The organism is Hyphococcus formosus, assembly GCF_046736345.1.
Classification (GTDB): Bacteria; Pseudomonadota; Alphaproteobacteria; order Caulobacterales; family Parvularculaceae; genus Hyphococcus; species Hyphococcus formosus.
Window position 1 is genome coordinate 2,999,323 of the sequence record NZ_CP157210.1, and the last position, 13,696, is coordinate 3,013,018.

At 52.5% G+C, this 13,696-nt stretch carries 13 protein-coding genes; 10 read left to right on the forward strand and 3 right to left on the reverse strand.

Annotated features, from left to right (window positions below; translation table 11 throughout):
* Positions 1-27 precede the first annotated feature (27 nt).
* Positions 28-1,122: an MraY family glycosyltransferase gene (locus tag ABFZ83_RS14000; protein ID WP_411817169.1), complete on the forward strand. Its 1,095-nt coding sequence runs from the start codon at positions 28-30 to the stop codon at positions 1,120-1,122.
* Here ABFZ83_RS14000 and ABFZ83_RS14005 read toward each other — a convergent pair whose 3' ends face one another.
* Positions 1,123-2,220, reverse strand: coding sequence for a polyprenyl synthetase family protein (locus ABFZ83_RS14005; protein WP_411817170.1), 1,098 nt, complete (start codon positions 2,218-2,220; stop codon positions 1,123-1,125).
* A 124-nt stretch (positions 2,221-2,344) separates the two neighbouring features.
* Between ABFZ83_RS14005 and ABFZ83_RS14010 the strand changes: the two genes are divergently transcribed.
* Both ABFZ83_RS14010 and ABFZ83_RS14015 read left to right on the forward strand, forming a co-directional pair.
* The gene (locus tag ABFZ83_RS14010) at positions 2,345-3,199 is read left to right on the forward strand and encodes a S49 family peptidase (protein ID WP_411817171.1); all 855 of its coding nucleotides are present in this window, start codon (positions 2,345-2,347) and stop codon (positions 3,197-3,199) included.
* A 14-nt stretch (positions 3,200-3,213) separates the two neighbouring features.
* A complete protein-coding gene (locus tag ABFZ83_RS14015) occupies positions 3,214-3,426 on the forward strand; it encodes a hypothetical protein (protein WP_411817172.1) in 213 nt (70 codons plus the stop codon).
* Here the strand turns inward: ABFZ83_RS14015 and ABFZ83_RS14020 are convergent.
* On the reverse strand, positions 3,423-3,833 hold the full coding sequence (locus ABFZ83_RS14020) for a secondary thiamine-phosphate synthase enzyme YjbQ (RefSeq protein WP_411817173.1): 411 nt from the start codon (positions 3,831-3,833) through the stop codon (positions 3,423-3,425). The two genes, ABFZ83_RS14015 and ABFZ83_RS14020, sit on opposite strands and share 4 nt — an antisense overlap.
* Positions 3,834-3,951: 118 nt before the next feature.
* On the opposite strand from ABFZ83_RS14020, the gene ABFZ83_RS14025 reads away from it, so the two are divergent.
* The 7 genes from ABFZ83_RS14025 (at position 3,952) to hisS (ending at position 12,605) form a co-directional block, all read left to right on the forward strand.
* Positions 3,952-4,443: a hypothetical protein gene (locus tag ABFZ83_RS14025; protein ID WP_411817174.1), complete on the forward strand. Its 492-nt coding sequence runs from the start codon at positions 3,952-3,954 to the stop codon at positions 4,441-4,443.
* Between the two features lie 30 nt (positions 4,444-4,473).
* Positions 4,474-5,340: an alpha/beta fold hydrolase gene (locus ABFZ83_RS14030; protein WP_411817175.1), complete on the forward strand. Its 867-nt coding sequence runs from the start codon at positions 4,474-4,476 to the stop codon at positions 5,338-5,340.
* 158 nt (positions 5,341-5,498) lie between these two features.
* Complete coding sequence (locus tag ABFZ83_RS14035; RefSeq protein ID WP_411817176.1) at positions 5,499-6,290, forward strand: SapC family protein; 792 nt, start codon at positions 5,499-5,501, stop codon at positions 6,288-6,290.
* 138 nt (positions 6,291-6,428) lie between these two features.
* Positions 6,429-8,525, forward strand: coding sequence for a protein-disulfide reductase DsbD family protein (locus ABFZ83_RS14040; RefSeq protein ID WP_411817177.1), 2,097 nt, complete (start codon positions 6,429-6,431; stop codon positions 8,523-8,525).
* 275 nt (positions 8,526-8,800) lie between these two features.
* Positions 8,801-10,462, forward strand: coding sequence for a glucose-6-phosphate isomerase (gene pgi / locus ABFZ83_RS14045; protein ID WP_411817178.1), 1,662 nt, complete (start codon positions 8,801-8,803; stop codon positions 10,460-10,462).
* A gap of 7 nt (positions 10,463-10,469) precedes the next feature.
* Positions 10,470-11,066: a peptidylprolyl isomerase gene (locus ABFZ83_RS14050; RefSeq protein WP_411817179.1), complete on the forward strand. Its 597-nt coding sequence runs from the start codon at positions 10,470-10,472 to the stop codon at positions 11,064-11,066.
* A gap of 66 nt (positions 11,067-11,132) precedes the next feature.
* Positions 11,133-12,605 carry a histidine--tRNA ligase gene (hisS, locus tag ABFZ83_RS14055; RefSeq protein WP_411817180.1) on the forward strand — a complete coding sequence of 491 codons (1,473 nt, stop codon included), beginning with the start codon at positions 11,133-11,135 and terminating at the stop codon, positions 12,603-12,605.
* Here hisS and ABFZ83_RS14060 read toward each other — a convergent pair.
* Positions 12,602-13,534 (reverse strand): AEC family transporter, encoded by a 933-nt coding sequence (locus ABFZ83_RS14060; RefSeq protein WP_411817181.1) that lies wholly within the window; start codon positions 13,532-13,534, stop codon positions 12,602-12,604. The two genes, hisS and ABFZ83_RS14060, sit on opposite strands and share 4 nt — an antisense overlap.
* Positions 13,535-13,696: the final 162 nt, after the last annotated feature.

The following is a 13,696-nucleotide window of genomic DNA, read 5'->3' on the forward strand; positions in this document are numbered from 1 at the left end:
GAGCGCGTCCTTTTATTTCGGGAATCCATGTTGATCGAACCATTCATTCTTGCCGTCGCTGCGGCGTTAGTGGTTTGCGTTTCTTATTGCGCCAGCCTTTTTGCTGCGCGGTCGGGCGGCGTGCTTGACCATCCGAATGATCGATCAAGTCACTCAGTGGCAACACCACGGTCTGGCGGGCTCGCGATTATCGGCGCATGGGTTGCGGGTATTTTTGTGGTGGGCGTCTTTTCGGAGAGTGCGGTCATTGCAAAGGATCTCTCGAAACTCGGCATCATTGCCATGGTCGCGCTTGGCATCGGTTATGCTGACGACCGCATAGAGTTAGTACCGGTTTGGAAATTTGTAGGCCAAATTGCTGTAGCGACGCTTTTCGTAATCTTCTTTGGGCCTCTGCAAACTTTACCCATCCCTTATATCGGCGTGATGGAGCTTACGCCGCTATTGGGCGTCGCGCTTTCGATCTTTTGGATCGTGGCCTTTATGAATATCTACAATTTCATGGATGGCGCGAATGGCCTTGCTGGCGGAACTGCAACAATCGGCCTTGCCTGGATCAGTGTGATAACAAGCTTTGCCGGCTCACCATTGCTTGGCGCGGCAGCCTTGCTTCTCGCGCTCGGAACAGCAGGGTTTTTACCGGAAAATTTGCGCCGTGGCCGATTGTTTATGGGCGATAATGGTAGTCAGGCCGTGGGGTTTCTTATCGCGGCCTTCGCTATATTGGGCGCAAATTGGACGGGCAGTCGGTTGAGCATGCTGTTCGTGCCAGTAATATTTTCGCCGCTGATCTTCGATGTCGCTTGGACTTTGGTTTCTCGGTCCATCCGTAAACAGAACATCCTAAAAGCTCATCGCGAACACCTGTATCAATTGCTGTTACGGAGCGGTGTATCCCACGGTAATGTTGCGGTGCTGTATATGAGCATGGTCAGCTTGGCCTCTGCGTCGGCAATCTTAATGCTGGCGTTGCCAATATCACTTCATTGGCTGGTGCCAGCATCCATCGCGATTTGCTTCTCGATCGCTGCGACGCTCATCTATAAGCGTGCCTATGCAACAGGGCTGCTGGTCGGGGCAGATGCGGTATCCGCTAAGCAAAACGCTCAGCCCGCTGAATGATTAAGCGCCACGTGCGGTTGAGGTAACCACAAGCTCTTGGAGGGCGTCCGAGAACTCGTTTTTCGGTGCTTCATCAAGCGCATCAACGGCTTTTTGCGCATATTCCTGAGCGCATTCGAGTGTCTTTGTAATCGCGCCGTCGCGGACCATAAGCTCGCATGCTTGCTCGAAGTCGCCATCTTTCTGTTGGCCTTCGCCAATGACCCGATTCCAAAATGGTTTTTCTTCGTCACGGGCTGCAGCAATTGCAAAGACGACCGGTGCCGTCATTTTCCCTTCGCGGAAATCATCGCCGACAGTCTTACCCAAGGCGTTTTCAAAACCAGCATAGTCCAGCGCGTCGTCAATAAGTTGATAGGCGACGCCAAAATTATCGCCAAACCGGTGCATCGCCGCTTCTTCTTTTTCAGTGCGGCCAGCGATTAAAACGCCAACTTCCGAAGCAGCGGCGAACAATGCAGCCGTTTTTGCGTGAACCACATTGAGGTATGTTTCAAAGGTCGCTGCGACATTCTTCTGTGTTGTAAGCTGGAGAACTTCGCCCTCGGCGATCACGCTGGAGGCGTGGGACAATACCTTCAGGACGCGCAAATCTTTTGCTTCGACCATGAGTTCAAACGCCCGCGAAAAGATAAAATCGCCGACTAGGACGCTCTCCTTGTTGCCCCAAATGATATTGGCTGTGCTCGCCCCGCGTCGCAGCGCCGAATCGTCAACCACGTCATCATGCAACAAGGTCGCCCCGTGAATAAGCTCAACTGCGGCCGCGAGCTTGATGTGATCGCTTGCCGAATAACCGAACAAACGCGCGGACGCTAAGGTCAGCATCGGGCGCAGTCGTTTGCCGCCAGCTTTGATCAGGTGGCCAGCCAATTCAGGAATCATGGATACGGGTGATTGCATCCGACCGAGAATTTCGGAATTTACCGCCTCTAGGTCATCATTGGTAAGATCTCGCAAGCGATTCACTGCGGAAATAAAATCCGGTTCTCGCTTGGTGGCGATCATCTCGCTTGCTGTTGCGGCCAATCCCACGATGACGCCTTCCTGACTCCTTGCATTCGCCTGCAATTTGGTCGTTGCCAGCGGCGGGGTCAAGCGCACCCGTCTCGGCCGATCAGCGGCGAATCAGCGCTCTTATAGGCATATGTTCACGCTGCGTCTCATTGAATTTGGCGAGGATCCAGCTTAATTCCGCTTGATGGGAAATTTATCTGAGAAATTGAGCAATATTTGGCGCGCTTTGCCGTTTGTGGGAGAGGCAAAGCCTCTCGTAAGTGTGATTGAGCTAAACGGCGTAATCGGCGAGGCCGGCGCGGGCCGCAAAGGAATGACGCTTAAAAAGCTCGAAAAATCGCTCGAAACGGCGTTCAAGCCAAATAATCTCAAAGCGGTGGCTCTGGCGATTAATTCGCCGGGTGGCTCGCCGGTCCAATCGCGTTTGATTTTACGTGCCATCCGTCGACTGGCCAAAGAAAACGAAGTCCCTGTCCTGGCATTTATCGAAGATGTCGGGGCTTCGGGTGGTTATATTCTGGCGCTCGCCGGGGACGAGATCTTCGCCGATGACAGCTCAATTGTCGGATCTATCGGTGTAATCTCGGGTGGTTTTGGGTTTCATGATGCCATTTCCCGCATCGGCGTTGAGCGCCGGGTTTACACGGCCGGCGAAAACAAATCGATGCTTGATCCATTCAAACCGGAGGATCCGGAGGATATTGACCGCCTCGAGAGGATTTTATCGGAACTCCATGACCAGTTCATTGGTTTGGTGAAAGAGCGCCGCGGCGACAAGCTAAAGGAAGATAAAGATCTTTTCTCCGGGGCGATCTGGACCGGGCCGCAAGCCGTAGAAAATGGACTTATCGATGATACCGCACAGCTTGGCGAATATCTGCGGACACGGTTTGGAAAAGATGTTAAGGTCAAACGCATCTCGCCAGATAGTGGATCACTGCTGAAACGGTTATTATCGGGTGGAGATGCGAATGTGTCCGGTCTTTCGTCATTGATCGACGCCGAAGAATTAATCGCGGCGGGAGAGCGACGCGCACTATGGGCGCGGTACGGACTATAGTCTGAGGAATCGATATGAGCGCAGTAGGAACATTGGCCGTCACGATTGCAGCAGCCGTAGGAACGGTGGCGCTCTATCGCTATGTTGATCGTCGCACAAAACCGCTGCGCGATGCGTTCTCGGAAATTAAAAACGCTGCGAAAGGCAATGCACAAGGGACTGTCCTCGACTACGAACAGGACCCTGAGAGCGGCGTCTTTAAGCCCAAGACGTCGCGCAGGAATTAAGCTTCATCCAAAAGCGTTACGACGATCTGCCGTGTATGGCTCGCATTGCGGTGTTCCAAAACAAAGATTCCCTGCCAGGTACCAATCAATAACCGTCCGTTTGCGAACGGTACCGTCAAGGACGTGCTTGTTATCATGGATTTGATATGCGCGGGCATATCGTCTGGCCCTTCTGCCGTGTGGCGGTAAGGACCATTTTCCGGTGCGGCCCGATCAAGCCAACTTATCAGGTCGCTGACAACGTCCGGGTCGGCATTTTCCTGAATGGTCAATGACGCGGAAGTGTGTTGAATAAAAATATGCGCAACACCAGACGAATTCCCGCAACGCGCGACTTCTTTTTGTATCTGCGCGGTGATTTCGGTCGCTGACTTTGCGTGCGTGGTCACTGAAAAGATAGAGGGCATATTACAAGCCTTTGATTTTTATTTGGTATTTAGAACAACAATTATTTTGCAGCTAGGGGTGGAACAAGCCATACTCTAATGAAAGTATTACGGTTCATTGAGATAAAGTGCGTTGGTTTTGGAAGATATTGCATTCATCGACCTTGAGGCTTCTGGGCTTTCCGCAAGGTCATGGCCCATCGAAGTTGGATGGTGTTTTCAGAAAGGTAAGCCCAGCGCAAAGCTGATCCGGCCGGCGAATGAATGGTCTCTCGACGATTGGGATGTCGGCGCAGAGGCGTTACACGGTGTTGCCTATGAAAATTTGCTCTCAAAGGGCGAAGCGTTGGAAGCGGTTTGCGAGAGCTTGAATACGGCACTTGCTGGCAAGGCGGTTTATTCTGATGCGCCGGATTGGGACGGGTTTTGGCTTTATCGGCTTTTTCAGGCCGCGCGCATCAGGCAACAATTCATCCTGAGAGATCTTTACTCATTATTCCAATCGATCCCGGATGACAAAATGCGCGAATATATTGATCGCGTCGATAAAGAAGCGCCGCGGCAGCACCGGGCGATCCCGGATGTTTTGCATATGCGTGCACTTTATTCACTCGCTGCATCTCAAGATTGATTCTGCAGGCGATTTGGTCACATTCATCCAATGACATCGACATTAATCTCTCCGGTCCGCTTTAATATTGCATTGGAAGACGGGTCCTTGGCGGGGCTGCATTGGCCAAATCCCGATATGCCGCCCCTGTTGTTTTGTCATGCGACGGGGTTTTGCGCATCGACCTATAAACACATGTTGGCGCAATTGGCGGATCAATTCGATGTCTATGCGATTGATATGCGAGGGCATGGCAAAACCAATCTTCCGATTAATCCGAGCCAATTAAAATCGTGGCATATCTATGCGAGCGATATCCAAAAGTTTTTGGATATCGAAAACCGCAACGATTGGACCATTGCCGGCCACTCTATGGGCGGGGTAACTGCGGTCATGGCCGCAGATGGACGGGACGATATAAACGCCGTTCGTCTGGTTGAACCTGTGGCGGTTTCATCAGCACTGAATTTACTGGCTCGGACACCGCTTTGGGAGTGGTACAAGGCCAAAATGCCATTGGTAAAACAAGCTGCTGGACGCCGAGCCACATGGGCAGACCGTGATGAAGTCATCAAAACCTATTCCCGCAAACGATTATTCAGCAGCTGGGCTCCCGGCGCGCTTGAAAATTATCTTGAGGATGGCCTGAAAGCGGGAGGCGACGGTGTTCGTTTATCCTGCCATCCCGAATGGGAGGCAGCGACTTTTGGTGCCTTGGCAAATCGTTTTTGGCCCGTTTTGAGAGCGATTGGCAGCAAAACCAAGCTATTAGCGGTCCGCCATCCGACGTCCACCGTTCCCGCATTCGCCCATAAACGCCTTGCCGCGCTCGTTGATACGTTTGAGGTGATGGACGGGGCGAGCCACCTAGCCCCGATGGAAAGCCCGAAGGAAATCGCTCAATTTATGAGTGCATAAAGGCAATTTCTGCGAAAAATAATGCCCCTCAGGCCAATTGCATGGGCCCTAGGGTTGGAGCCGCGCCGGCTTTTTGCTAAGCGTGCGCCCTAAGTTCTCCGAGAGGGATCGCCAGAGCGCGGGTGCATCTGGTGAAGGATTGAGAAGAAAGGGATACAATGAGCGAGGCGCAAGCAGCTCCCCAAGTGACCGGACAGATGTTCTTGTATGAACGCCCGGAGCTTTTGACGAAAGAAGAGCATGGCAACCTTGGCCTAAAGCCTGTTGACCGGCCATTTGATTTTGCCGCGAAAGCGCGCGCTGTTCCAGTGACGATGAGCGAAGTGCCATCGGCGATGAAAGATTACCCGTTAATCTTCATGACCAAGGAGCAACCACAATTATTGGCGGTCACCGGTCTTTATGACGATGTGAACCTGTTTGTTGACGAGAATGGTCACTGGGAAGAGTTCCGTTATATTCCCGGTTATCTTCGCCGTTATCCTTTCGGCCTTGCGTCTGAGACCGGCTCTGATCGCATGGCGATTGTCGTTGATCGTGCCTATGGTGGCCTTGGTACCGATGCAGAAGTTCCGTTGTTCAATAATGGTGAACTTGCTGAACAGACGCAGGCTGCGGTTGATTTTTGTAAGAACTATGAACGCGACCGTCATATGACAGAGCAGTTCGCGAAGGTTCTGAGTGATCTTGAGCTAATCCAGCCACAAACCGGTCAGTACACACCGCAAGGTGCGACTGAGCAGGTTTCGTTCGCGCAGTATTTCGGGATTGATGAAACTCGTCTCAACGAATTGTCAGACGAAAAGGCGACCGAACTTCGCCGCAATGGAACGCTTCCATTGGCCTATGCGATCCTCATGTCCATGGGGAATTGGCGCACGCTTCTTCAGCGCCGGGCAAAGCGTTTCAATCTTTCTGAAGCTGATATCTTCAAACCTGCCGTAAACTAGGCGGAAATACGAAGCGGAAATTTTAAAGCCGGGCCGGTAATTATCGGCTCGGCTTTTTTTCTTCACATTATCACGAGAAGCGAGCAGCGGAGTGGGAATTTGATTGGCAGTATCAATCGGTTTCGCTACCTAGGAGAGATGATGAAGCCTCTCCATTTTCGACTGATCACGGTATTTTTTTTGTGCCTATGGGCCTTTGGCAACGCCAATGCCCAGACGGCGATCGAAAACGAATATACGAAATCCGAAATTCTTCCTGAGAAAGAGGCGCTCGTGCCGGGCGAAACGACTTGGTTCGCCCTACGCCAGGAACTGCGCGATGGCTGGCACGTATTCTGGATAAATCCAGGCGACGCCGGGCTTCCGCTAAATTTGCGCTGGACCCTGCCGAAAGGGTTTTCCGCTGGGGCCGTACAGCATCCGGTGCCGGAATATATCCCGGTGGGGCCACTCGCCAGTTATGCGCATGAGGGCGAGCCGGTTTTTTTAGTACCGCTTGAGGTCCCCTCCGATGCGCCGGTCGGCAGCGACGTCGAGATTGTGATTGATGCCTCGTGGCAAACTTGTGAGGAAATCTGCGTCCCGGAGGAGGGGCAATTTTCCTTCCGCATGCCTGTCAGGGCTTCCGCGCCGCTCATTGAGGAGAATGCGGAAATTTTTGCGACCGCGCGGGAAAAATTACCGGATAATTTATCTGGTAGCGCGTCTGTCTCGCCGAACGGTGACCGGTATGAATTAGTAGTTGAAGACTTTTCTGACGCGCGTGGCCAAGAGGTTTTTTTCTTTGCGGAGCCCGAAGGGCTAATTGAGCCGTCTGCGGAGCAAAACGCAGAGCGGTTTGAAAATAACTTAAAATTATCCATGAAGCCGGGTTGGCTCGACCGGTTTGATGCGCAAACCCTCAATGGCGTCCTGCTTGTCGATGGGCAGGGGTATGCCGTGTCAGCGGCATTAACGGCACCCTTAGAGATTAAAAATTTAGCGCCCGCGCCAACGGTGCAAGCCGCCGGGCAGAACTTTGTCTTCCTTCTGATGCTGGCCTTGTTGGGCGGCCTCATCCTGAACATCATGCCATGCGTGTTCCCGATTGTTTTCATCAAGGCCGCGTCTTTCATGAAGAGCGCGCAGTCGTCACCAGAAGCCGTTCGATTGCATGGCCTTCTCTATACCGCTGGCGTGATCTCCATGTTCTTTCTACTGGGTGGGAGCTTGTTACTGTTACGCGCAGGTGGTGAACAATTTGGTTGGGGATTTCATCTGCAATCGCCGATCGTCGTCGCGTTTTCGGCATTGGTCTTATTGATGGTTGGCCTCAACCTCGCAGGGCTTTATTCGGTCGGTGCAGGATTGGCCGGTACCGGCCAGAACCTTGCGGCGAAAGATGGAGCGCTTGGGGCGTTCTTTACGGGTGTGCTTGCGGTGGTGGTCGCCGCACCTTGTATCGGGCCGCTAATGAGCGCGCCGATGGGGGCCGCATTAATCTTGCCACCACTTGCCGCGATGGGCATTTTCCTCGCGCTCGGTCTTGGCTTGGCATTGCCCTATCTGGTGCTTTCGCTAGCGCCAGCCTTGAGCGCTTATCTCCCAAAACCGGGACCTTGGATGGTGACTTTCAAACAAGCGCTCGCATTCCCTGTTTTTGCTGCCGCCGGATATTTTCTTTGGGTGCTGGCGCAACAGGCGGCCGGATCAGGGCTTGCGATCGCAATTGCCAGCGCAGTCGCATTGGCCTTGGCGGCGTGGCTTTTTGAAAAGAGTAAGACCGAAGATCGACGCGGATTTGTTTTGCGGATCGTTTCCGCCGTTATCACCGTTTTTGCGATTGCTCCCGTCGCTAACCTCGAATCGAATATGTCGCGAAAAACCGTGATGGTTGGCGAAACCCACGGCGCGATGCGGGCCGTACCCTATAGCGCCGAAGCACTCGACCAATATCGCCGTGACGGGGTGTCGGTTTTCATCGATTTTACAGCGGCATGGTGTGTGACCTGCCAGTTCAATAAGCTCACCGTCTTTTCTGATGAGGAACTCGGAGCCGATTTTGCGGCGGCTGGAAATGTTTTCATGGTAGCCGATTGGACTGTTCGTGATCCTGAGATCACAGCCGCGCTTGAGGCCTTTGGGGCCAGCGGTGTACCGCTATATGTGGCATATCCGGCGGAAAAAGAGCCAGTGATCGTGTCGCAGCCATTAACCAAAAATAGCGTCAGGGAGGCGATGGGCCTAACGCGTTAGCGTTGAAATTTGGGCGATCTGGGGCGGATTTTCATTGGCCCGGTGTTCCATTTCATATGCCTTGGCACCAAAAATAAAGGTTATCACCATGAGCGCTGTGACGCTCGTTAGGGCGCGTTTGAGCAATCGGGTTTTCAAAGATAATGTTGAATTGGGCGAGTTTTCCATAAGCGGTTGTTTACTGGGTTTTCCTTAAAACGCGTTGAGGATGACATTTAAAATCCGTATTACTTTCAGAAGTTTACTAAGAAATTGCTAGAAAGGTGCCGCACTCGATGATCGAGCCCTCCAAGACACCAGAATGGTCCGCGCTGAACGCTGACGCGGAAAACCTCGCTGACAGCCACATGCGGACCTTGTTCGCCGATGATCCGGCACGTTTCGAAAAATATTCACTCGAAGCGGCGGGACTGTTTCTGGATTATTCCAAGAACAAGATCACTGATGATGTTCTTGATCACCTGATTGCGTTGGCAAACGCCGTAGATCTCGAAGGTGCACGGGGGCGGATGTTCAGTGGTGAGCCCATAAACAGTACCGAAAATCGCGCGGTCCTTCACGCCGCTTTGCGCGACTTTTCCATGCGCGATTATTTCGTCGATGGTGAAAAGGTAACGCCAAAAATCCGTGCAGAACTCAAAAAGATGGAGAGTTTTGCGAGTGGCATTCATCGCGGTGGGCGTACTGGATACTCCGGTAAACCGCTCGATACGGTTGTGAATATCGGTATAGGCGGTTCTGATTTGGGGCCTCAAATGGTTGTTGAAGCGCTGCGCCCATACTGGATAAAGGGCCGCAGAAGCTTTTTCGTGTCGAATGTAGATGGACAACAACTGACCGATACATTGGCGCAGATTGACCCCGAAACAACCCTGTTTGTTGTTGCGTCAAAAACCTTCACCACGCAGGAAACCATGACTAACGCAGAAAGCGCGCGGAAATGGTTTATTGATAATGGCGGCAAAGATGTCGCGAAACATTTTGTTGCGCTTTCGACCAATCGATATGCAGTTGAAGCTTTTGGTATCGATACGGATAATATGTTCGAGTTTTGGGAATGGGTCGGTGGACGCTATTCCCTTTGGTCGGCGATCGGGCTCTCAATTGTGCTTCAAATAGGGTTCGAAAATTTCAAAGCGCTGTTGAAGGGCGCGCATTTGATGGACGAGCACTTTAGAAGCGCGCCCTTGCGGCAGAATATGCCGGCTTTGCTAGCATTGGTTGGTGTCTGGAACCGTAATTTTATCGGTGCCGCTTCGCATGCGGTCTTGCCTTATGATCAACATTTATTACGTCTTCCCGCCTATTTGCAGCAGGCCGATATGGAATCAAATGGCAAGCGAACAAATATTGACGGTGAGGTTGTAAAGCATGCAACCGGGCCAATTATATTTGGCGAGCCGGGGACCAATGGGCAACATGCATTTTACCAATTGTTGCATCAGGGTACGGATATAATATCTGCTGACTTCATTGCACCAGCGATCAGCCAGTCTGAAACCGGCGATCACCATGAAAAATTATTGTCGAACTTCTTGGCCCAAACCGAAGCGTTAATGCTGGGCAAAACCGAAAAAGAAGTGCGCAATGAATTGCGTGAAGACGGCACGGCAAAACCGCAAATTGATGCGCTGGCACCGCACAAGGTTTTTCCGGGCGATCGGCCAACCAACACCATTTTAATGGAAAAGCTGACACCAGAGACGTTGGGTGCGCTAATCGCGCTTTATGAGCATAAAATCTTTTGTCAGGGCATTGTTTGGGGGGTCAATTCTTTCGACCAATGGGGCGTCGAACTGGGTAAGGTGTTGGCGAAGTCAATTTTGCCGGAATTGTCACCCATTGCGGGTTCAAAGCCCGAGGCGGCGAACCATGATGCGTCAACAAATGGCCTTATTAACCGGATAAATAGTCTGCGCTCTCAAGCGAAAGATTGAGGTATTCATGATACGGAAAATTATAGCTTTTTTTGCTGCTAGTTTGCTGTTTGTCGGCATGGCGCATGCTGACGACGCAGTCGCCACGCACGCAAAGATTCAAACATCGATGGGCGATATAATCGTCGAGCTATATCCCGAAGAGGCACCGATTACGGTTGAGAATTTTCTGCAATACGCCACCAAAGGCCATTACGACCGCACGCTTATTCATCGTGTTGTGCATGGCTATGTGATTCAGGGCGGCGGTTATTCGCGGCTCTACACAGAGCGCATCACGCGTGATCCGATCCCCTATGAGGGCGATAACGGCGTGAAAAATGACCGGGGAACCATTGCGATGGCGCGCGGCAACAAACCCGACAGTGCGCAAGCGCAGTGGTTTATCAACCTCCAGGACAATCCCAAACTTAACCACCGGGTCACCGATCTCGGCCCGATCTATGGCTATACTGTTTTTGGCAAGGTAGTCGAAGGTATGGATGTCGTAGACGCAATTGGCGGCGTTTCTACGGGGGCCGCAGGGCCTTTCGACGCCGAAGTGCCAATAGATCAGATCTTCATCAACCGAATTGACCCAATTGAGTGGCCGGCGGCGGAATAGGGGAAATTGCCTCGATGCGCGGGGGATCATTGCCCCTAGCGGCGTTATCATATATCCCGCGCTATTATGGCGAAAAAACAAAAGACATTCCGACCCAAGGCGCGGGTACCGCGCGGCTTCCGTGACCGTTTAGGCGCAGAGATTGTTGCTGAGCGTGAAATGCTCTCGCGGATCAGTGCCGTTTATGAAGCGCATGGGTTCGACCCGCTCGAAACGCCGGCGTTCGAATATACCGATGCGCTGGGCAAATTCCTGCCGGATGTAGATCGTCCCAATCAGGGCGTTTTCTCGCTACAAGATGATGACCAGCAATGGATGAGCCTGCGCTATGATCTGACCGCACCCTTGGCGCGGTTCGTGGCTGAAAACTACGATAGCCTGCCAAAACCATTCAGGCGTTATCAGGTTGGGCCGGTTTGGCGAAACGAAAAACCGGGACCAGGGCGTTTTCGCCAATTTACGCAATGCGACGCCGATACGGTCGGAGCGCCTGCGCCATATGCGGATGCAGAAATGTGCGCCATGTTTTGCGACGTCATCGAAGCCGCCGGGATTAACAAGGGCGAATATTTTATCCGGGTCAGCAACCGAAAGATTGTTGACGGGCTATTTGAAAAAATTGGTCTTGATGGTTACGATAGCGCTGAGATGCGACTTACCGTCATGCGGTCAATGGATAAGTTTGATCGTCTGGGTGATACCGGGGTGGCGTTATTGCTCGGCGAGGGACGCAAGGACGAGTCCGGTGATTTTACCGAAGGCGCTAAGTTGGATGATGCCAATATCGAGGCGGTGCTTTCATTTTTGAAATCGGGGCAGGCGGACAATCCGCTTGGTGCCATCGAAGCCATTCTCGGAGAGACAAATAGCGGTAGCGCAGGACTTGCGGAGCTTAACGGCATTCAAAACGCTATTCCGGATTTTGCAGACCGGTCGATTTTGTTCGATTGCTCTGTGATCCGTGGGCTCGAATATTATACCGGGCCAGTATTCGAAGCCGAGCTAACCACTACGATCAAAGACGCCAAAGGGCGGCCCGTGCAGATCGGATCAGTGGGCGGCGGCGGGCGCTATGATGGATTGGTGAAACGGTTCAAGGGCGTAGAAGTGCCCGCCGTTGGCTTTTCGGTTGGCGTTTCGCGCTTGCTTGCGGCGCTTGAATTACAGCAGGGTGCACGATCAGCGGCAGAAGGGCCGGTTATTGTTCTTGCGCTCGAAAAAGATCAGATGGCGTCGTATCAAACCATGGCTGCTGAATTGCGCGCCGCAGGTATTCGAAGCGAAGTTTATCTCGGTGGGTCGAACTTCGCCAAGCAATTGAAATATGCCGATAAGCGTGCGGCACCGCTCGCGATCATTCAAGGCGAAGATGAGCGCGAAAAGGGTGAAATCACGATCAAAGATCTCATCCTCGGGTCCGAATTATCAAAGCAGATCGAAGATAATGCGGAATGGCGCGAAGAGCAGCCAGCGCAATTCTCTGTCCCTAGGTCCGAACTCGTTTCCGCCGTCAAAAAAACGATTGCGCGGCATCGCTAGGTAAAAATAAACAAGACCGTCGCGATTGTGATGACTGACAGCAAGGTCGTGAAGCTGACCGCTGCAGCGCTTTCGCTTTTGTAATGGCCATATTGGCTAGCCATGACAAATGATCCGACCGCTGACGGCACAAAAACAAACAGGGCTAACGCGCCACGATAGTTCGGGTCCGTAACGCCTAAGAAATGCCCGCAAACCAGCGCAATAATCGGGAGGAACACCAATTTCGCGGCAGCAATCATTGAAACCCGGCCCGCAACCGATTTGAATGCCGGGAATTGGTGTGTGGTCAAAAATAAGCCAAGCGAGAAAAGAGCGGTGGGACCAGCTGCACGGCCAAGCAGTCCAAAGAATGTCTCCGCAGCGCCGCCATAAGGAAGACCGATAGCAGAATAAATAAAGCCGGCAGCCATAGCGATCACGAGCGGGTTTTTAATCGGACCGCTAAAATAGTTTGCAAAACGGACAAGGCCGGTTCCGCCTTCGCGGCGCGGTGCCATTAAGGCGCTTGCAATGGCAATAATCATTGTCCCTTCGATCAACATTAACGTCACAAAGGGGCGTGCCCAGCCGTCGATTGCGAGCGCAATCGGCAGGCCGAGAAAAACGGCATTTCCAAGTGTCGAAGTGAGCGCATGCGCACCCGCTTCTTGTTTGGTAATGTGAAAGACTGCCCGCGATAAATGGTAAGAGCCAATAAGGGTTCCGAGGCTCGCAACGGCAAAGGAAATGGCAAGAGCAAGGTCTGCCTTGCCCGGGGGCGTCGTTCCGGCGGTCAAACCAAAGAGGGCCGCCGGCATCGCAAATCGAAACACAAATTTGTTCAGCGCTGCACTATCTGCAGCGTTCATTAATTTGGACCTGCCGGCGATCAGACCGACGGCAATAATCCCAAAAACAGGAAGTGCGACCGAGAAAACTGAGTTCATGAAAAAGGACTTGTGCGGCTAAAGCTGCACGGTCTCACAATCCTTGACCTATGCGTCAAGCTCAAATTTCTCGAAAAGATATGCCGGGCGGAGAGAAAGCCTGATCTCCCGGGGGCTGGGGGCGATGGTTAAAACCGGAAACTCCTGCCTTACCAACCGCCC